The organism is Capnocytophaga sp. FDAARGOS_737, assembly GCF_009730375.1.
Lineage (GTDB): Bacteria > Bacteroidota > Bacteroidia > Flavobacteriales > Flavobacteriaceae > Capnocytophaga > Capnocytophaga leadbetteri.
In genome coordinates, this window is sequence record NZ_CP046316.1 from 750,170 (window position 1) to 770,221 (window position 20,052).

Sequence of the window (20,052 nt, forward strand, 5' to 3'; positions counted from 1 at the left end):
CTACTGATTAACTTTTTTGTTTTCTCAATCCTCTTGCAATCATTATAGCTCCTCCTACAATCACTGCACCCCAAATAGCTAATAGCACATATCCTACAAGAGCTATTTTACTGCCTATACTTACTACTTCAGGCTTAAAAGCAAAACGTATCTGGTGGTTACCAGCAGGTACTGATAAGGCTCGTAGCGCATAATCTACCTGATAGATAGGTACTTCCTTGCCATCAATAGTAGCTTTCCAACCGTGTGGGTAGTACATTTCTGAGAAAACAGCCAATCCTGCATTAGAGTTTTTGCTTTCGTACTCCAAAACATCAGGCTTATAACTCTTAAGACTTATAGTAGCGGTACTATCTACTGTATATTGCTGTGGAAGGGGAGTTTTAAGGTCTTTAAGGGTAGCCAATGCTTCTTGTTGCGGATTAAAGTCTTCTAAGCGCTGCATCACTTCATTGTCGCTATTTTCAATGCTAAGTTTACTTACGAACCATGCATTGCCTAATGCCTTATCATTATGCATAGGTTGTTGTCCTCCCTGCTGATTTCTTAGGATAAGATATTTTACGTTTAGCATATTCAGCACATTCATATTTCCTTTAGCTATTTGGTAGTCAAAAAGCTCTTGCATACGCCTAGGCTTAGCTGCGTGATATCCTCCTATTGAATGATGGAAATAAGAGGTTCGTGCTCCATTGATACCTACTTCAGGTTCATATACCCTATAATAACTATTATCTTTTAGTATTTGCTGGTCAGCAGGAGTAATATCAAAAGGATTATTAACCATATAGCGGTCAGCAAAGCTATCTTTGTTCACATAGCGGCGTGCTATACCTCCTAAATCGAAGAAAATAAGAACTAATATAGCTACCTGCATACCCCATTGAGGTATTTTTTTGTATTGATATAGCACTAAAGCCAATGCAGTAAGCAGTACTAAGATAATACTTCTTAACACATCTGCACTATACATTGATTTTCTATCTTCTATAATCATCTGTACCACATCATCTCCGTAATATTGTGCATAAAGACTGTCTGAGGCACCAGCAAAGCTAAAGAAACCTTTGCATAATAGTAGTAAAACAAGTATCCCTAAGGTGATATATAAAGTGCGAAGTACAGCTTTTTTACGAACTTCCTCAGTGCTTTGAGTATAATGATACAGTCCGAGCATTGCTAAAGCTGGGATGCATAACTCTAATAATACTTGTATAGAAGATACTGCTCTAAATTTGTTATACATCGGCACGTAATCAATCATAAAATCAGTGACTAATGAAAGGTTTTTACCCCACGAAAGTACTAAAGCTATGATAGTTCCGGCTAATAACCAAACTTTTAAACGTCCTTTTACGGTGAAAAGAGCCAATACAAAGAAGAAAAAGATTACTATTCCTATATAAGCAGGAGCAGCTACTATGGGTTGGTCTCCCCAATAAGTAGGCAGACTATTTGAAAAGCCAAGTGCTTGTTGCTGTGGAACTCCTTTTTGTACCAAATACTCATAAGTTTTTGAGTTTTCGCCTAATGCTTCGTGGTTCGACCCACCGAAAAGGCGTGGCACTATCAAGTTCATTGATTCTGCTATTCCATAGCTATATTCAGTGATGTAATTTTTTGATAATCCCTCGGCAGCTTTTTTTACATTTCCTTCAGTATCTATTGTCAAGGTTGATTTGCTACGCGTACTCCAGTCTGCGTACTCTTTGGTAGTGAGTAGCAAAGTAGCGTTACAAAGTATACTAATAACTAAAGCTAAAAAAAGTACTCCTATTGACTTGCAAAAATCCTTTATCTCCATCTCTTTAATAGCTTTATAAAGATACACAATTCCGAGCAACAATACTAAAATAAGTAGATAATAAGTCATCTGGAAGTGGTTGGCACCTATTTCTAATGAAAGAGCTATAGCGGTAAGCAGTCCTCCCCAAAGGTATTTTCGCTGAAAAACCAGTAGTATACCCGCTAGTACAGGTGCAAAATAAGCAATAGCGTGCGCTTTTGCATTATGTCCCACCCCCAATATAATAATAAGGTAGGTAGAGAGACCAAAAGCAATAGCCCCCAATACGGCGGTTCGCATATCTACTTTTAATACTAATAGTAGAATGTAAAATCCTATAAAATAGAGGAATAAATAATCTGCTGGGCGTGGTAGAAAACGTAAGGTTTGGTCTAATTTCTTTACCAAATCATATGGGTAGTGAGCCCCTAACTGATAGGTAGGCATACCTCCAAAGGCACTATTCGTCCAATACGATTCTTTATTTTCGTTTTCTCTGTAGTCATTGCGTTCCTTAGCCATTCCTGAGTATTGTACTATATCGCTTTGCAAAATTGCTTTTCCTTGCAAGACAGGGTAAAAAAATGCCAAGGATATTAGGGCAAATAACCCTATTACTATAAAATGAGGTATTATCTTTTTCATTTCAAAAAATAGAACTTATAACTCTTCATACTCTATATAATCTCCTACTTGCTTAGTGGCTTGAGGGTTCTTTGAAGTATTGTTATTATTTATAACATTTTCTCTAACATTTTGCTTATTACCAGTCCCTTGATATGGATTTTGTTGGTATTGCTGCTGTGCTTTCTGAAATTCTTTCTGCATACGTTCTCCTATCTTATTTAGGAAGAAATGCATAAAGTAAGGGGCTACTATTCTGAAGAGTATTCTAAGCCCTAAGATTATCAGTATTATAATTAATAGGGTTTGTATGAAACCCGTAAAAGATGCTTCTGCTATCATTGCTGTGTGATTTTTTGCAAAGATACAAAATAAATATGAAACAACAAAAAAAAGCTGCCCCTTTATAAGGACAGCCTTTTTGTTTTTTATAATTCAATGATTATTTTAAGCTGAAAGTAGCTCTACGTGCTATCTGACGAGCTCTAGAAGAACTTTTATCAACTGAAGTATCTTCCCCTTTACCTTCTGTGCTGATACGTGAAGCACTAACACCAGCTTTCACTAGGATGTCTTTTACTGCATTAGCACGTTTTTGTGATAAACTGCTGTTGTAGTTTGTACCACCTAACTCATCAGCATAACCTGAAATAAGAATATTAGCACCTGAATTTTCTTTCAAATACTTAACAACTATGTCAATAGCCCAAGTAGAAGAAACTTGTGGAGTTGAAGAGTTAAAGTCAAAGTAAGCACTAATGTAACCTTTCTTAATAAGGTCTGATACTACGTCACCGCTGAAATCAGAATTATTGTTGTTTGCAGCAGAACCACCTTTAGCTTGATAGTTGTTGTTCAAATAATTTTCGATTTCATCTGGAATACCATTTCCATTAGCATCGTTCATCTTATCTTGTTTGTTAGCCACCTTGCCTTTCAAATCAGATACGTTATCTTCAAGAGCAGCTACGCGTTTAGCAACATCCTCATTGTCTTTAGCTGAGTTAGCAGCCCAATCAGCATGTTTGTCTTCTTTACCAAGAGCAATATTCAAACCTATAGAGGTAGTGAAGTGAGCTCCTTGGAAGCCACGGCGAGTTGCTCTAGAATGAGTATCATAAGTAAGGTTTTGTCTTGCATTAAGGTATAGTGAAGCGTCTAATAGAAGAGCGATTCTGTTAGAAAGTCTTATTTGAGGAGTTACACCACCAGTAAGGAAAAGCATTTGGTCTTTTCCAGTGAAGTTATCACTTCTTAGTTGAGAGTAACCACCCCCTGCGTGTACTAATACACCCAAGTCGCTTGTCCAATCTTCAAAACCTAATACACGAGCAAGGTTTGCATAACCTTGTAGGTTAACATTCCAAATTTTAGAATCAAATTTAGGGGTGTCTTTCTTTTCGCTAAAGCTATCGTAACCACCACCTAAACGGATACCAAATTTGTTGTTAAACATATAACGTACACCCAAGTTTGCACCCCATAAGCTAGGTGTGCTTGTAGTGTAACCACTTGTTAGTGGAGTTATGGGCTTATTTACCCCTCCATTTAAATCTACAGACCATTTGTTATAGCCGGCTGTTTCCTGTGCTTGAACTCCAATGAAAGCCAATGAAGCCAATACTAAAATACTTTTTTTCATTCCTTTTTAATTAAATAAATTATACAATAAAACGGGGCAAAGATAAGATTATTTTTTTTACCAAAAATAGTTTTAACAAAAAATTAACGTTTTTCTTTGTGCTTTAAAAGCATTCTTTCTAGTGGTGTAATTGCGCTATCTATACCTTCTTCAAAGGTTTTAAATTGTTTTTTCACTACCAAACTTTCTCCTGGTATGTGCACTTTTACTTCTACTATTTTGTTCTCTTTTGCAGTTGTATTATCTAATTTTAGATGAACATCTGCTTCTATAATTCGGTCATAGAAATTATCAAGCTTATCAAGCTTCTTTTGAATAAAATCTACTAATTTTTGGTCAACTGTAAAGTCAACAGGATGTACATGTACTTTCATAATGTTTAATAATTTAAGGTTTAACAATCTAATTATTTTTCTGTTTCTTCCTCATTTTCACTATTATTAGCACGTGGGTGGGCTTTCTTATATTGCCGTTTTAGCTCTACTAGGCTGGTATTCGTATATACTTGTGTAGAGGCTAAGCTAGAATGTCCTAAAAGCTCTTTCACTGTATTTAGGTCTGCCCCATTGTCTAATAAGTGACTCGCAAATGAGTGTCTTAATATGTGCGGACTTACGTCTTTTTTGCTGGTTACCGCACTAAAGTATGAATTTATAATTCTATATACCAATGTAGGATAGATTTTCTTACCGTTTTTTACTAAGAATAAAAAGTCTTCACTCTTTTTGTTAGCTATTTCTTCTCTTAATCTCAGATACTCCTTAAGGGTTGCTTCTAATTCTGGTATTACTGGTATATAGCGTTCTTTATCACCTTTACCGGATATTTTAATTTGCTTTTGCTCTAAATCTAAGTCTTGCAGTTTAAGTCCGGTAAGTTCTGAGCGGCGCATTCCGGTAGCGTATAGAGTTTCTATTATAGCTCTGTCACGCACTTCATCGAATGAACTCTTACTTGAGAAATAAGATAATACTTTTTCTATTTCTGCTTCCGAGAAAGGCAATTTGTTCTTTTTTTCTGTTTTTAGTAAGAATATTCCTCTCTCAAACGGACTTGTTTCTATCTGTTTTGTCTTCTTTAAAAAAGTATAATAGGTTTTTAGTGCTGATAATTTCCTGTTTATGCTTCTGAAAGACATTGATTGGTTAGATAGACTGATAATCCATTTCTTGATGTCTTCTTGGTCTGCTCTTTCCAAAGGGCAATCTTCCTCCTCTTTCTCACATTCACTTTTGATGAATCTTTCAAAAGCTCTAAGATCGTGTTTGTACGCTTCGACCGTGTGGATAGAATATTTCATCTCTATCGACAAATAAATGATAAAGGCATTGATTGACATGGTCTTTAAATTTAGTTGATTAAAAAATGGGTTTATAGAGTTTAAAAAGCTCTCACTTTTTCTCATAGCAAAATAAAGAAAAATAAATGAATTAAACTGTTAATAAAAAGTTAAAATTTTATCCATTTTTGTTAATACCCCTCCTTACTATAAGTGAATCAGAGAGTTATGCCTTTATTTTACTTCCGCTCCGTTAGCTATTTCTTCGCCATCAGGAGCTATAAATCGATATTTGCCTTCAGCATTTTCTACCATCAATATCATTCCTTGGCTTTCTACACCACGTAATTTGCGTGGTGCAAGGTTCGCTAATACAGTTACCCGCTTGCCTATAATCTCTTCAGGATTAAAGCTTTGAGCTATTCCTGATACTATGGTGCGTTGGTCTATGCCGGTATCTACTTTTAGAATGAGTAGCTTATCTGCCTTAGGCATCTTTTCAGCTGATAAAATAGTGCCAATACGAATATCCATTTTAGCAAAATCATCGTAACTGATAAGTTCTTTTTGTGGAGCCACTGTTACTTCGGCAGCTGCTTGGGCTTCTTGTTGGTTAGCTTGCTTGGTCTTTTCTAATCTTTCTAACTGTTTAGCAATTGCAGCGTCTTCTATTTTTTCAAATAATAGGGTTGCCACACCTATCTTATGTCCTGTAGGTAGCAATGCCGTAGGATTTTGTTTTACTTGCTCCCAAGCGGTAGTGCCGAGTTGTAATATGTTTTTTAGCTTTTCTGAGGTAAACGGCAAGAAAGGTTCGCTAGTGATAGCCAAAGCAGTCGCTACTTGTAGGGCTACGTACATAACGGTTTTTACGCGTTCGGCATCGGTCTTAATGAGTTTCCAAGGCTCTTCATCGGCAAGATATTTATTGCCGAGTCGTGCGATGTTCATCAGCTCTTGTTGTGCCTCTCTGAAGCGATAGCGCTCTAATGATTGCTCTATTTTTTTGGTGAGCTCACTAAGCTGTTGTAGCGTTTCGCTGTCTGTTGCATTCAGCACTCCTGCGGCAGGCACCTCGCCTTCATAGTATTTTTGTGTTAGTACGGCTACCCTATTGATAAAATTGCCAAAGATAGCCACCAATTCATTGTTATTGCGTGCTTGGAAATCCTTCCAAGTGAAGTCGTTATCTTTGGTTTCTGGAGCATTGGCCGTTAGGGCATAACGCAAAACATCTTGTTGGTTAGGGAAGTCTTGCAGGTATTCGTGTAGCCATACAGCCCAGTTTTTAGAGGTTGATAGCTTGTTGCCCTCTAAGTTTAAAAATTCATTAGCAGGCACGTTGGTAGGCAGTATATAGCTGCCTTCAGCCTTTAGCATAGCAGGGAAAATGATGCAGTGGAATACTATGTTGTCTTTCCCTATAAAATGCACTAATTCAGTATCTTTATCTTGCCAAAAAGGTCGCCAGTCTTTGCCCACGCGTTCTGCCCACTCTTTGGTAGATGATATATAGCCGATAGGGGCATCAAACCAAACGTATAGTACTTTGCCCTCTGCTCCGTCTACTGGTACGGGTATTCCCCAATCGAGGTCGCGGGTAACAGCACGTGGTTTAAGCTCATCGTCTAACCAACTTTTTACTTGTCCGTATACATTGGGCTTCCAGTCGTTTTTATGACCTTCTAATATCCATTTTTCTAAAAACTCTTGGTATCTGTTTAGCGGCAAAAACCAGTGTTTGGTAGCTTTGAGGGTAGGTTTGCTGCCAGTGATAGATGATTTTGGGTCTATTAGGTCGGTAGCGTTTAGCGAACTGCCACAGCGCTCGCATTGGTCGCCATAGGCTTCAGGGTTGCCGCATTTGGGGCAAGTGCCTATTACGAAACGGTCTGCTAAAAACTGATGCGCCTCTTCATCGTATAATTGCTCTGATATTTCTTCTATAAAATCACCTTGTTCATATAATTTTCTAAAAAAATCAGAGGCAGTTTTATGGTGAATAGGCAGTGAAGTGCGCGAATAATTATCGAATGAGATACCAAAATCAGCAAATGATTGCTTGATAATAGCGTGATATTTATCAATGATAGCCTGAGGGGTAGTGTGCTCTTTCTTAGCTTTGATAGAGATGGCAACCCCGTGCTCATCACTTCCGCAAATAAAGGCTACTTCATTGTTTTTCAATCGTTGATAACGTGCAAAAATATCAGCAGGCACGTATACGCCCGCCAAATGCCCTATGTGAATAGGTCCGTTAGTATACGGCAAAGCTGCCGTAATGGTATATCGTTTTGACATTTTTTATTAGTTCTTCTTAATGAAATGCAAAGTTACGAATTAATTATTAAATAGCAAGTCTATCAATTAGTCTTTTCTTTAAAAGGGGTATGCTCGTCAAATATTTCTAAAAGTAGCTTTTCAGTATAGTCTTTGTAAAGGTTGAGGGTATTTGAGTCTATACTCCTATTTTCTTGTTTGTCTATATAGGTATGAAAAGGCTGTAAGCCTAATTGCATTCGTTTGAATGAAAAGTTAGCTACGGTCATTGTTTTTTCCTGATATTTAGGGTCTTGCTGTGCTAGCATATAAGCATAGGTAAGCAGCTGAAAGGCTTTTCCGTACTTGATGTCTTGGGTCAGGTTTTCCCACTCTTTTAGCCGTACATCGGTGCGCTCTACCACGCCTGTTTTGTAGTCTATAACGTAATACTCATCATCGCGCAGGTCTACACGGTCAATAATTCCTTTGAAATAGACAGGAAAAGGCAGTTTATCGCTACAGAAAGGTACTTTTGTTATCTTTTCTTCTAAAAGAAGTACTTTTATTTGGCAGTTATTCTTTATTTCTGATAGCTCAAACGACAAAAAGCTGCGTATATACTTCTCTATAACATTAAAAATTAGCCAGTTTTTACCGCTTTTGAAGTCTGTGTTCTTGTATTCTTTCTCAAAACGGACTTCTATAGCGCATTTTAGCTTATTTTGCATCTCTTTAATGTCCTCTTCTGTCAGTATTTTATTTTTACTTCTCGGTATTTCGTACAAATCTTCTAAGGTGCCGTGCACTATCTCGCCAAAAGTGCGTGCTTCTACAGTTTCTTCCACCTCTCTTTCTTCGTGTATTTGCAGTACATATTGCTCGTAGAAAGTCAGCGGATTGCGTATGTAGGTAGTTAGGGCTGAAGGCGAAAGTCCTTTTTCTGCCATTTCTCTTAAGCGCGCCATCACTTCAGGAGTTTTCTCGATGCTTAAAGGTGACTGTGTAGTAGCATATACCTCGGGGGCTTTGATTTGGTGGGTGACCTTATGGGTGGGGACTTTCTCTGTTAGCAATTGCAGTATAAATCTGCTTTTCTCCCTACTTTTTAGGCTGTTCATCTCGGTATCGTAAAACAGATACGCCTTTTTGGCACGCTGCAAGATGTGGTAGAAGTTATGGCTGTACACAGCATCGCGCTCTCTGTAAGTAGGTAGGTTTAACTCGCACTTCACATCGTAGGGTATTAGCGAATTGTCGCTTTTTCCTAAAGGCAAAACGCCCTCATTTACCGAGGTGATAATCACGTTTTCAAAATCTAAACTTCTGCTTTCTAGTACCCCCATTACTTGCAGTCCTTCTAAAGGTTCACCGCGAAAATTGAGAGTGCTTTTTTGCAGTACATCTAAGTAAAAATGGTATAGCGTTTTCACCGAATCAATATGCCCATAACGCTTCTGTAGCAGGCTTAGCTGATTGAAAAGTTCGTAGAAGCGATAGGCGTACTCTTGTATGAGTACGTGCTGAGCGTTTTCGGGGTCAAGAGTGCTTTTAAGCTGGTAAATGAGCTTTATAGCATTGTCTATCAGGGTAGTGATAAAGGCTTTGTCTTTTCCTTTAGGGAATAATAAGTTTAGTATCTCTTGTTGGTCTTTTGGCGTATTTTCAAGTAGTTTTTCGCGCGATAGGTAGGTAAGATTATTCTCTTTGATGTAGGTGGCAATGGTCGTTACTGCCTCCGCCGAAAGTAGGCTGTGCAAAAATGGTTGGCTCAATAGGTTGAGTACATCTTTGTAATAGAAACTTTTAGAGAGGTGCAAGCGGAAATACGTCGTAAAAAGGTCGTTTAGGGGCGTTTGCTGTAGGGGGTATCCCATAGTAATATTAACAGCAGTGCCGGTTTGTACCGATTGTAGCATCGGTATTAGCAAATTTTCATCGGCTATGATAAGAGCTGTTTTCTCTAACTCGGCTGAGGGTAGCTCTTTCAGCAGAGCCGCCACACTATGCGCCTGATTTACGTTTTTGGGTACGCCCGTTAGGTGAAACTCTTTTTCCTCTTCGTAATGACTACCTATAAATTTAGGCGTATGGTTGAGGGTGTTGTAATACCGCCAATTTTTAAGGTATTTGCGCAAGAAGTACCCCGCCTCATGTGTCTGATTTTTTAAGAAATACGTGTCGCCGTCCCAATAGATTTCGCCTCCTATATCTATCAAAATAGATTGTATAACCTTCTGTTCACCCTCCGACAGCGCGTTAAACCCTACAAAAATATGTATGGTATCCGTATGGGTTTGCAGGTACTCAGGTAGTTTTTCTACTGCTTTTTTGGCTATATAGCCTCCGTAGCCTTTGCCGAGCTCTTCAAGGCGCTTGTTTAGAGCAAAATAATAGTCGCCTAATCTGCGCCAGAAAGCCAAATACTTCTCTTGCATTTCGGTACGCTCGTCCATACCCGACCAGTGCTCTACCTCTTTGAGGGCGTGAATGTAGGGGAATATCTTCTCGGGGTTCACTAAGTATTGGTCTATCTCGCTAAAATCTTTCAGAGCAGTTTGCCCCCAAGAAAGAAATTCTTCAAAGTTGTCGGGCGTGTCTTTATGTTGCTCTTGATGCACTTTTGTATAACAATCATAAAACTCGAAAAGCAGAGGTAAGGTACTGATAGGTTGTACCCCCGAAATGCGCGTGAAAAGGTCGGCTATCCCTATAAATTCGGGCGCAATAGTAGCGTGCTTTACCTGTTCGGCAAAGTATTTTTTTAGAAAGAGGGCAGGGCGTTTACCTGTAGTTACAAATACAAGGCGCTCTATCTTATCAGGATAGTTTTCTAAAACATCAGCAATAACTTCTTTTAAATACGGCATATCAATTAACAATTAACGTGTGATAGGGATTATCTTCTGAAAACTAAGAAAGGAGGGCGAGAGCGGCGGTTGCCTCTATGGCTCTTTTTACTTTTACATATAAAATTTTTTACATAGCCCATAAAAACCAATAAAAAGAGCACTCCAAAAACGATACAAGTTATTTTAGCAGGCAAAGGTAAGTCGTCCTCCTCATAAGCGGCGAGCAAAAGGACTATAGCAAAACCAAGTATTATCATTGGAATGACAATGCAAAAAAAGGCAATACCCAATATTTGTTTATAAGGTATCATATCTTTATTCAATATGTAAAGCACAATTCCTACGAGGAGAAAATCAAAAAGCAGGGCAAAGAAAATCATTACAGATAGTATGGTATAGAAGCCTCTATCTGCTATGAAAATATTTCCTGTATGCGGGTTGTAGTTTACCTTGTAAATTATTGACTTTGAATTATAAGTGTGTGAACTATAGTAGTGTGAAGCTTGCTTTGTAATGGTATCTCCTTGAGTGCTTATTAGCTGAAATACAGGTACTTTTACGGTAACTTCTCTAGTATAACCATATTCATCGGTTTTCTCTCTCTTTTCATATGCAAAATCTACTATTTTAGCGTTGTAAGTTTCATTTTGGTATAGGTCTTCAATATAACTAAAAACAGCTATAGGGAGCAAGCCTCCAGCTAAAGTAATGGTGGGTACTGTAGCAAAAGTGATGAGGTAAATAAAAATACCTGATTGAGAGCGAAAACGCTTTACCACGCAATAAGTAAGGATTATTGCTATTAAAAAGAGTATGTAAATAATAGGAGTGCCCATCATTTTCTTATTTTTTAGTCGATTGATTGAAATAAATACCTCAAAAGAACAGTTTAAAACAACTTCTTATTATAAATAAAGAGTACTGTATACGAAAGAACAAGCAAAAAGCCAATAAGAATATGAATAAACATATCTTTGTTTTTAATAGTTCTTTTAAGATTTAGGAACAATATGCCTAAAATGTATAAAAAACCTAATAATACAATGTATTCCATAGATAACTAATAATTTAAAAAATGATTAATAATAATTACTAGTAGCTTGGCTATCTATTAGTTATTAAAAGTAAGACCATTAGCACTACTGCAAAGATAAGCACTAATGGCATACAGAAGCGCAACCACTGCCGGTAATTTACATTGACCATTGCCAAAGAAGGCAAGATAAGTCCAGTGGGGGTGATGAGCGCCATTACACCCATACCAAACAAGTAAGCACTTACTACGCTATGCCCTTCCACACCAATGCAATGAAAATATAACTGAATAAAGGAATCATATTTTACTAATTTTTTAATTTCCTCATTTCTTCAACAACCGGACTCCCATATATACCAAAGGCAGAGCCATAATACCCAGATAAAGAGCATTGTGTACTACAATAGTAGGAGCGTAGAGCACTACTACTGCTAAACCAAAGAGGGCACCTCCTATATGGGCTGTGTGTCCTAAGTTATCGCCTTTTTGAGGATTGAACATCATAAAGACTGAGTAACCAAAATACAACGCCCCAAAGAGCCACCCTGGCAAAAAGTTTACTTTGATAGCTTTAGGGTAGAGGGCAATAGCGGTAAAGATAATACCCGATACTGCACCCGAAGCCCCTATAGCCGAATAATAAGATTGGCGTTTATATATTTGTAAGCTAAATACATTGCCCAATAGCATAGAGCCGAAGTATATCAAGACGAATAGCAGCTCGCCCATACTATCAGTAACTACCTCATAAAAGAAAAAGAGCGAAATCATATTGAAGATGAGATGCTCCCAATTGGCGTGTAAAAAGCCAGAGGAGATAAGGCGCACGTAGTCGCCTTTTTGTACTGCCCCTACATTGAACATATAACGGTTGAAAAAAGTAGCGTTGTTAAACCCATAGTAGCTCATCGCAATCGTAGCGATAAGAATAATAATAAAACTGATACTCATTAATATAGATTTGACGTTTGTGATTAATTATTTGTTATTAAAAGCAAGCACATTAGCACTACTGCAAAGATAAGCACTAACGGCATACAGAAGCGCAACCACTGTCGGTAATTTACATTTACCATCGCCAAAGACGGCAAGATAAGTCCGGTGGGGGTGATAAATGCCATTACGCCCATACCAAATAGGTAAGCACTAACTACGCTATGCCCTTCCACACCTACAACTGAGGCCAACGAGCCAATAATAGGCATAGTAAGTACTGCCATTCCTGAAGAAGAGGCAATAAATAAGCTCAATACCCCAAAAATAAGCATCAGCATAGGTAAAAATAGTATAGGCGACATTCCTTGTACTAAGTCGGTAGCATAATGCAGTATAGTGCCTGATATTTGTCCGTCATTTAAGATAAACGATACCCCTCTGGCAATTCCGATGATAAAAGCTACCCCCAGTAGGTCGCGTGCCCCTGCTATAAAATGCTGTACAAAAGCCTCTTCGTCACAGCGTTGTAGCACAGCTATGGCAATAGCAGCTACTAAAAAGAGAGCCGTCATTTCGCCAAACCACCATTCCCATTGCGATACCCCCACAATCATCACTATAAACGAAAGAGCAAAGACCAAAAGCTCAATCTTGGTAGATAGCTTTAGTGTGGTAGTCTTTTCAGCTGTATTAGAGGCGTATATTTCGGGTAAGGCGACCCCATAAACGATAGACTTCTCGGGGTGTTTCTTTACCTTTTCGGCATACCTGATGATGTAAATAATGCTGATAAGCACGCACAGCACTAAGGCTGTTAGGCGCACATAAAGTCCTGAAGTCCAGTCTACCCCTGCGGCATCCGAGGCGATAATCACCGCAAACGGATTGGTAGTCGATGCCATAGAGCCTACATTCGAGCCTATGTAAATCACCGCCAAGGGCACTATAAGGTCGTAACCCGCTGCTAAGAAGATAGGCACCAGCATAGGGTAGAAAGCCAAAGTTTCTTCAGCCAGACCAAACGAAGTACCCCCCAGCGCTAAGAGAGTGGTGAGCAAGATGATAAGAATCCCCTCACGGCCTTTTAGCAAGTGCGCCAGATAGCCCACCCCCATATTCAGAGCTCCCGAACTGTTGAATACCCCTATAAAGCCCCCTAGTACTAATACGAAGAGAATCACCTCTATACTATCGTAAATCCCTTTGATAGGGGCAAAGAGCACAGCTTGCACCCCTTGCGGATGTCCGTGCTGAGGTACGTAGGTGTTGGGGATAGAAATAGCTTTTTTGATTTTGTTTTCTTTGAATTTGCTCAGCTGAATGCTAATGCCCCTACTGTCTAAAGCCTCTTGGGTAGCAGGTACTGTATAAGAACTGTCGGCAGTCTGTATGACGAAAACATCTTGCGACTTGTCGTATAACAAAGAACTATAAGCCCCTGAAGGCAGTAAGAAAGTAAGGCCTGCTGCTAAAATAATTACCAGCATTAGCACAGTATAAGGAGTTGGGAACTTGAGTTTTTTCATTAATTATTTTAGTTTTTAGTCAGTTTATAAGCGATAGAGAAGGAGAGCATTGTCACAGAAAGACTGCGTGCTTTGCTAAAATTAACATCGTATACACGCCCAGCGATAGGGGTAAGGTTAGGCGAGATACGCACATCGCCCATCAGCACCACTCGGTCGAGGTTCCACATTATCCCTCCGCCAATATGGGCAGCGAGTACTACCCTGTTAAATTTTGAATATACATCAGTGGTGCGGTCGAAAAATAGGTTCTCAGCACTATGAGTGGCAGTGAGCAGAAATTTAGGAGAAAGCCCTATCTGAAAGAACCCTCTGAACATACGTTTGCCCTCTAACTGCAGCAAAACAGGCATATCGATATAAGTATAGGTAAAATGACCGGAATAATAAGAGCTTTGCACAGAGCTGTAGTGGTAACCTGCCCCTTCGTTTTTATAGAGCAATTCGGTATGTAGGGCTAAATGCTTTTTTAGGGGGATACGCACAAAAGCCCCTGCATTGATAATGCCCCAATTGCCCGAGCGACTAATTTCCAGTCCGCTATTCGACTCAAAAGCCCCTGGGCTACTGCCGTAAAGCAACGGATTATTAACTTTTATTCCCACCGCTACTTGTGCTAAAGAGATAAAGCCTATCAATGATAAGAAGAGAGTACTATAAAACTTTTTCATAGCTAAGAGTGCTTCAATTTTTAGGCTACAAAAATAGCAATTCCTCTGGAAAGTTCCAAAAGAATTGCTATTTTTGTTTAAAATTGTAATTACTCTTTTAAAAATATAGTGTTTTTCTCTATATTTCTATCTCTAACTTATCAAAAAAAGTATTTAGCGCTGCAATATAAGGGTCGAGTTCTAACAGCTTCCCACTGTAGTCTGTTGGCAGTTCTTCGATAAATAGGTTATTTCTGATGAGGATAGACATAGGATTTACAACAAATTCTTACATTCTGCTACATTTACATTATATTTTACTAGTATAAAATGTAAGTTTAAATGGTTAGTTTATTTTAATAATATTTTCAGATTTTCAATGGAGGTTTTTATCCTTTTATCATTCATTAAGTTCATATACTTACCATTAAATTGATTTGTTATATAATCAATTACCTCATTTACTGGAGGAGATGTTATACTTGGTTTTACTATTTCTATAAGTTCTTTGTATTTTTTTTCACATAATTCAAATTGTAATCTACTACTAATTTTTGAATCTGTAAATGATAAAACAGCTATATTTCCTTGATGTGAATTAAGGTTTGTTAATATTTTCTTATAAATATCATTTGCATTAATAGCTATACCATTTCCATTTGTTAAAAATGCTTCTACTATTGCAATAATGAATTTTTTTTCTACAGATTTTGGTATTTTCAAATCATCACCTACAAGTCTAAGAAGTTGTCTAGCAAGGGCTGGTTCTGTATAAAAATTATTAAACCCTCTATGAGCGGAAAGGAACTCATCAATCGTATTATCTATTTCCATTGTTCTCAATGGATCTGGAATATTACTTTCAGCATTAACTATTTGTAAAAATTGTCTTGATAGTTTTTTCCCTATTTGATTATTATTTGCTGTATAATCGGCATATCTTAATCCAAAAGTATTTTTGACTTCTTCACTAACTCTTCCCCATATATTAGGTAGAAGTTTGTTTATATTTTGATGAGTTTGATTATCTGTTTCGGACTTTACATATATACCAAAAAAGCCAGATGCCAGATTATTTATTTGTTCTTGTGTTAATTCTGCTGTAAATAAAGCAATTTCTTCTGCATCTTTATCTGATATAGAAGTGTTTTTGACTCCTTGTAGTAAGTGTTTTATACGGACTGTTATGTTTGATATAGGTAAAGTAATAACTTCTTTTATGCAAGTTTCTAACCAATCTATTAATTGTAATCCTCTAATTTGGCTATTATTTGGGTGTGCTGCACTAGCCCAATTTCTCATATAGTTAATATATTCAAGATGTTTAAATCCTAAATCTGATATTAGTCCTATTTCTTTAGCTCCTTTTATGAGGTCGTAATCATCTATTTTATCTAAATCACTTTCATCTTTTACCCTTTTTCTCTTCTCTCCAGAAACAGCATTATCGTAAAAGAATTCAATATCATATTGAGATACTCTTTTTCTTATTTGCAGTATAGTTTCATTCCAGAGATAGTTTAAAGCTGCATCAAAAAGTCCTGAAGCTGTACTTGCTATAAACTTTGAAAGATATATAGATTGCTGTCTATCTTGTAAAGGAATTTGATTTAACACATTACTCAAATTCTTAAATACTTTTCCTCTCTCTTGAGTCTCTACAAAAATATTTTCTACAGGTAAAGAATGTAAGGTGAGAACATCTTTCAATCCTTCTTCAAAATTACTTAATACAGTCAACCCTTTATTGTAGTTCTGTATTTCCTGTGGTAAGTTACTCATATTTTCCATAGTATTTTTATATAAATTAAAAAAATTAATCATTCAGTTTGAGCACAGCCATAAAGGCACTTTGTGGAATTTCGACGTTGCCGACTTGGCGCATACGTTTTTTACCGGCTTTCTGTTTCTCTAAGAGCTTACGCTTACGCGAGATGTCCCCTCCGTAACATTTGGCAGTAACGTCCTTACGCAAGGCTTTGATGGTCTCGCGCGAGATGATTTTAGCCCCAATAGCTGCCTGTATCGGGATGTCGAACTGCTGGCGCGGTATCAGTTCACGTAGCTTCTCGCACATCTTCTTACCTATATTATAAGCATTATCGGCGTGGATAAGAGCCGAAAGCGCATCTACCGACTGCGAGTTGATAAGAATATCGACCTTTACAAGGTTAGAAGCACGCATTCCGATAGGGGAGTAGTCAAACGAGGCATAGCCCTTGCTCACCGTTTTGAGGCGGTCGTAGAAGTCAAACACTATCTCGGCCAAAGGCATATCAAAGTTTAGCTCTACACGCTCAGGGGTGAGGTAGTGTTGATTGGTTATCTGTCCGCGTTTTTCTATACAGAGCGACATTACTTGCCCTACAAAGTCCGATTTGGTAATGATACTCGCCTTGATGTAAGGCTCTTCTACACGGTCTAATTTGGAAGGGTCGGGCAGGTCTGATGGGTTATTAACGATAATCGCTTTTTCAGGTTCTTTCTTGGTAAAGGCGTGGTAACTAACGTTAGGCACGGTGGTAATGACGGTCATACCGAACTCGCGCTCTAAACGCTCTTGCACAATCTCTAAGTGTAGCATACCCAAGAAACCACAACGGAAACCAAAGCCCAAAGCCGCCGAACTCTCTGGGGTAAACACCAGTGAAGCATCGTTTAGCTGTAGCTTTTCCATTGAGGCGCGTAGCTCTTCGTAATCTTCGGTGTCTACCGGATAGATACCCGCAAATACCATCGGTTTTACGTTCTCAAAACCGTCAATAGCCTCCTTACAGCCATCTACTGCCGAGGTAATAGTATCGCCCACTTTCACCTCGCGCGCATCTTTAATACCGGTGATAAGGTAGCCCACATCGCCGGCACTAATCACTTGCTTAGGCACTTGGTTGAGCTTGAGGGTGCCTACCTCATCGGCATCGTAGGTCTTGCCGTTGGACATAAACTTGATTTTCTGCCCTTTGCGTATCTCGCCATTCATCACGCGGAAGTAAGTTTCGACCCCGCGGAAAGAGTTGTACACCGAGTCGAAGATAAGCGCTTGCAGCGGTGCTTTAGGGTCGCCTTTAGGGGCAGGGATACGCTCTATAATAGCCTCCAAAATAGCCTCTACGCCCAAGCCCGTCTTACCGCTGGCAGGGATAATATCCTCAGGCGAGCAGCCCAGTAGGTCTACTATATCGTCTTTCACCTCCTCAGGGTTAGCGCTGGGTAGGTCTATTTTGTTGAGTATGGGTATGATTTCAAGGTCGTTTTCAAGAGCCAAATAAAGGTTAGAAATCGTCTGAGCCTGAATGCTTTGGGCTGCATCTACTATCAGTAGCGCCCCCTCGCAAGCCGCTATAGAACGCGATACTTCGTAAGAGAAATCCACGTGACCGGGGGTATCGATAAGGTTAAGGATATAAGTTTCGCCTTTATACACGTACTCCATTTGTATAGCGTGGCTTTTGATAGTGATGCCGCGCTCGCGCTCCAAGTCCATATTATCTAGCAATTGGTCTTGTTTTTCGCGTTCGGTTACGGTTTGGGTAAAGTCGAGAAGGCGGTCAGCAAGGGTACTCTTGCCGTGGTCAATATGTGCAATAATGCAGAAATTACGGATGTTTTTCATCGGGTATTACGATTTCGCTATTAACTATTATAATTAAAGGGGCAAATATACGAATAATTAGCAAATTAGCAAAATTAGCAAAATTAGCAGATTAGCAAACTTTAATCACCGAACGAGATATGAGTGTAGGATCAGTGTAGGATCAGTGTAAGATGAGTGTAAGATCAATATACTTTGAATAAATTATTTTTATTACTTTTGCCTCCTAAAAATTAAGAAAAACTAATGAACACTAACAATTGGAAAAAAAGTCTGAACGACTTCGGACAGCAAGGCACGCCCTGTCTGTTTATTATTGATTACAAAGGAGAAAACGGACAGGTATTTCCGCTCTCTGAGCTTCCGAGCGATATACAATTCTCTTTTTCAGAAGAGAAAAAAGCAGATGCGACACCTATCGCTATAGAAAAACACCCTGTTGCTTACCCAGAGTTTGAAAAAGCCTTCAATAAGGTGCATTCTCATCTGAAAAATGGCGATACTGAGCTTGTAAATCTCACTTTTGCTACCGAAATATCGGCTGTTTCACTGCCCGAAGTGTATCAGAATGCTTCTGCTAAGTACAAAATGCTATACAAAGACGATTGGGTGTGCTTTTCGCCCGAGATATTTGTAAAAATAGAAGATAATTTGATAAAAACCTATCCGATGAAGGGGACTATCAGTGCTACTCTCCCCGATGCCGAGGCTACTTTATTGCATAATGAAAAGGAAATTGACGAGCATCATAAGGTGGTGCGGCTCTTGTCTGACGATTTGCAAAAAGTAGCTACTAATGTGCATACCACTCGCTTTAGGTATGTAGATGTTATCAAAAAATCTACTGGCGACCTCCTTCAGACTAGCTCCGAAATAGTAGGGGAGTTGCCTGCCAATTGGCAAGAACATTTAGGCGATTTGTTGGCGGCTATGCTTCCGGCAGGCTCTATAGCAGGAGCCCCTAAAGAAAAATCGGTAGCGGTAATTGACGAAGCAGAAACTTACGAGCGCGGTTTTTATACCGGTATTGCGGGTGTTTTTGACGGCAAGACGGTAGATAGTTTTGTGCTGATACGCTTTATAGAGCGCATAGGCGACCGCTATTTCTACAAGAGTGGTGCAGGGATTACTGCCCAAAGTAAGCCGCTAAATGAGTATAACGAGATTATTGAGAAAATATATATACCTATCTGATGCCTCACCAATTTATTGAAACGATAAAGCTCGCTGACGGATGTGTTTTTCATTTAGCATATCACCAAGAGCGCGTATGTAATACTTTTTCGCATTTTTTTCCTAACGAAAAGGTACTTTCGCTGTCGGATATCATTGAAAAAATACCCTTACCTACCCAAGGGAAGCACAAAATACGCATAGTATACGGCAGCGAATGCCCCACGATAGAGGTTCTTCCTTATCAAATACGCTCTATTGCTACTATTAAGTGCGTAGAAGCCGACTTTTTGGACTATAGCTATAAGTTTTTAGACCGCACTTTCCTCAACAACCTAAAGGAAAGTGCGGGTACTGATGAGGTTATCTTTGTTAAAAACGGCAAGGTAACCGATAGTAGCTATGCTAATATTATCTTTTTTGACGGACGACAATGGGTTACGCCCTCTACCTATCTTCTTAATGGCACCTGTCGTCAGCGATTGCTTAAAGAAGGCAAAATAAAGGAAGCCCCTATACACTACACCGATATTCATCACTTTGAACAAATAGGCTTTATAAATGCTATGCTCGATATAGGAGAGCTTAGTTTGCCAATTAGCCAATTAGCTAATTAGTTAATTAGTTAATTAGTTAATTGAAATATTGATAATAATTAAAATTTTTATTATTTACCCCCTTTTTCTTTGGAAAACTT

Annotated in this window: 16 protein-coding genes and 1 pseudogene; 2 read left to right on the top strand and 15 right to left on the bottom strand. The window is 38.7% G+C overall.

The features are described 5' to 3' along the window. Positions 1-7: 7 nt before the first annotated feature. The 15 genes and pseudogenes from FOC45_RS03255 to lepA form a co-directional block, all read right to left on the bottom strand. Entirely contained in the window at positions 8-2,431 is a 2,424-nt protein-coding gene (locus tag FOC45_RS03255) for a YfhO family protein (protein ID WP_009392662.1), read from the bottom strand. A 15-nt stretch (positions 2,432-2,446) separates the two neighbouring features. After that, positions 2,447-2,752 carry a DUF4834 family protein gene (locus tag FOC45_RS03260; RefSeq protein ID WP_009392661.1) on the bottom strand — a complete coding sequence of 102 codons (306 nt, stop codon included), beginning with the start codon at positions 2,750-2,752 and terminating at the stop codon, positions 2,447-2,449. 100 nt (positions 2,753-2,852) lie between these two features. Next, positions 2,853-4,052, bottom strand: coding sequence for an OmpA family protein (locus FOC45_RS03265; RefSeq protein WP_009392660.1), 1,200 nt, complete (start codon positions 4,050-4,052; stop codon positions 2,853-2,855). Between the two features lie 83 nt (positions 4,053-4,135). Further along, a complete protein-coding gene (gene hpf / locus FOC45_RS03270; RefSeq protein ID WP_009392658.1) occupies positions 4,136-4,426 on the bottom strand; it encodes a ribosome hibernation-promoting factor, HPF/YfiA family in 291 nt (96 codons plus the stop codon). A 32-nt stretch (positions 4,427-4,458) separates the two neighbouring features. Beyond that, positions 4,459-5,391 carry a tyrosine-type recombinase/integrase gene (locus FOC45_RS03275; RefSeq protein WP_034540492.1) on the bottom strand — a complete coding sequence of 311 codons (933 nt, stop codon included), beginning with the start codon at positions 5,389-5,391 and terminating at the stop codon, positions 4,459-4,461. 174 nt (positions 5,392-5,565) lie between these two features. Continuing rightward, the gene (metG, locus tag FOC45_RS03280; protein WP_009392656.1) at positions 5,566-7,632 is read right to left on the bottom strand and encodes a methionine--tRNA ligase; all 2,067 of its coding nucleotides are present in this window, start codon (positions 7,630-7,632) and stop codon (positions 5,566-5,568) included. 62 nt (positions 7,633-7,694) lie between these two features. After that, positions 7,695-10,460, bottom strand: a complete 2,766-nt coding sequence (locus FOC45_RS03285; protein ID WP_009392655.1) for a PD-(D/E)XK nuclease family protein — start codon at positions 10,458-10,460, stop codon at positions 7,695-7,697. 29 nt (positions 10,461-10,489) lie between these two features. Next, the gene (locus tag FOC45_RS03290; RefSeq protein ID WP_009392654.1) at positions 10,490-11,281 is read right to left on the bottom strand and encodes a hypothetical protein; all 792 of its coding nucleotides are present in this window, start codon (positions 11,279-11,281) and stop codon (positions 10,490-10,492) included. 265 nt (positions 11,282-11,546) lie between these two features. Next, positions 11,547-11,747: pseudogene (locus FOC45_RS03295) on the bottom strand (YfcC family protein); the annotation flags it as partial. A 55-nt stretch (positions 11,748-11,802) separates the two neighbouring features. Further along, on the bottom strand, positions 11,803-12,429 hold the full coding sequence (locus FOC45_RS03300; RefSeq protein WP_009392651.1) for a rhomboid family intramembrane serine protease: 627 nt from the start codon (positions 12,427-12,429) through the stop codon (positions 11,803-11,805). 23 nt (positions 12,430-12,452) lie between these two features. Beyond that, entirely contained in the window at positions 12,453-13,940 is a 1,488-nt protein-coding gene (locus tag FOC45_RS03305) for a YfcC family protein (protein ID WP_009392646.1), read from the bottom strand. Between the two features lie 8 nt (positions 13,941-13,948). Beyond that, complete coding sequence (locus FOC45_RS03310; RefSeq protein ID WP_009392645.1) at positions 13,949-14,611, bottom strand: porin family protein; 663 nt, start codon at positions 14,609-14,611, stop codon at positions 13,949-13,951. Between the two features lie 118 nt (positions 14,612-14,729). Next, positions 14,730-14,861: a hypothetical protein gene (locus tag FOC45_RS12155; protein ID WP_009392641.1), complete on the bottom strand. Its 132-nt coding sequence runs from the start codon at positions 14,859-14,861 to the stop codon at positions 14,730-14,732. A gap of 80 nt (positions 14,862-14,941) precedes the next feature. Continuing rightward, positions 14,942-16,381 (bottom strand): hypothetical protein, encoded by a 1,440-nt coding sequence (locus tag FOC45_RS03315; RefSeq protein WP_196774066.1) that lies wholly within the window; start codon positions 16,379-16,381, stop codon positions 14,942-14,944. Between the two features lie 25 nt (positions 16,382-16,406). Then, positions 16,407-18,203: a translation elongation factor 4 gene (lepA, locus tag FOC45_RS03320; protein ID WP_009392639.1), complete on the bottom strand. Its 1,797-nt coding sequence runs from the start codon at positions 18,201-18,203 to the stop codon at positions 16,407-16,409. 225 nt (positions 18,204-18,428) lie between these two features. On the opposite strand from lepA, the gene FOC45_RS03325 reads away from it, so the two are divergent. After that, positions 18,429-19,376, top strand: coding sequence for an aminodeoxychorismate synthase component I (locus tag FOC45_RS03325; protein ID WP_009392638.1), 948 nt, complete (start codon positions 18,429-18,431; stop codon positions 19,374-19,376). Further along, positions 19,376-19,972: an aminotransferase class IV gene (locus tag FOC45_RS03330; protein ID WP_009392637.1), complete on the top strand. Its 597-nt coding sequence runs from the start codon at positions 19,376-19,378 to the stop codon at positions 19,970-19,972. The genes FOC45_RS03325 and FOC45_RS03330 overlap by 1 nt, the downstream gene beginning before the upstream one ends. Positions 19,973-20,052: the final 80 nt, after the last annotated feature.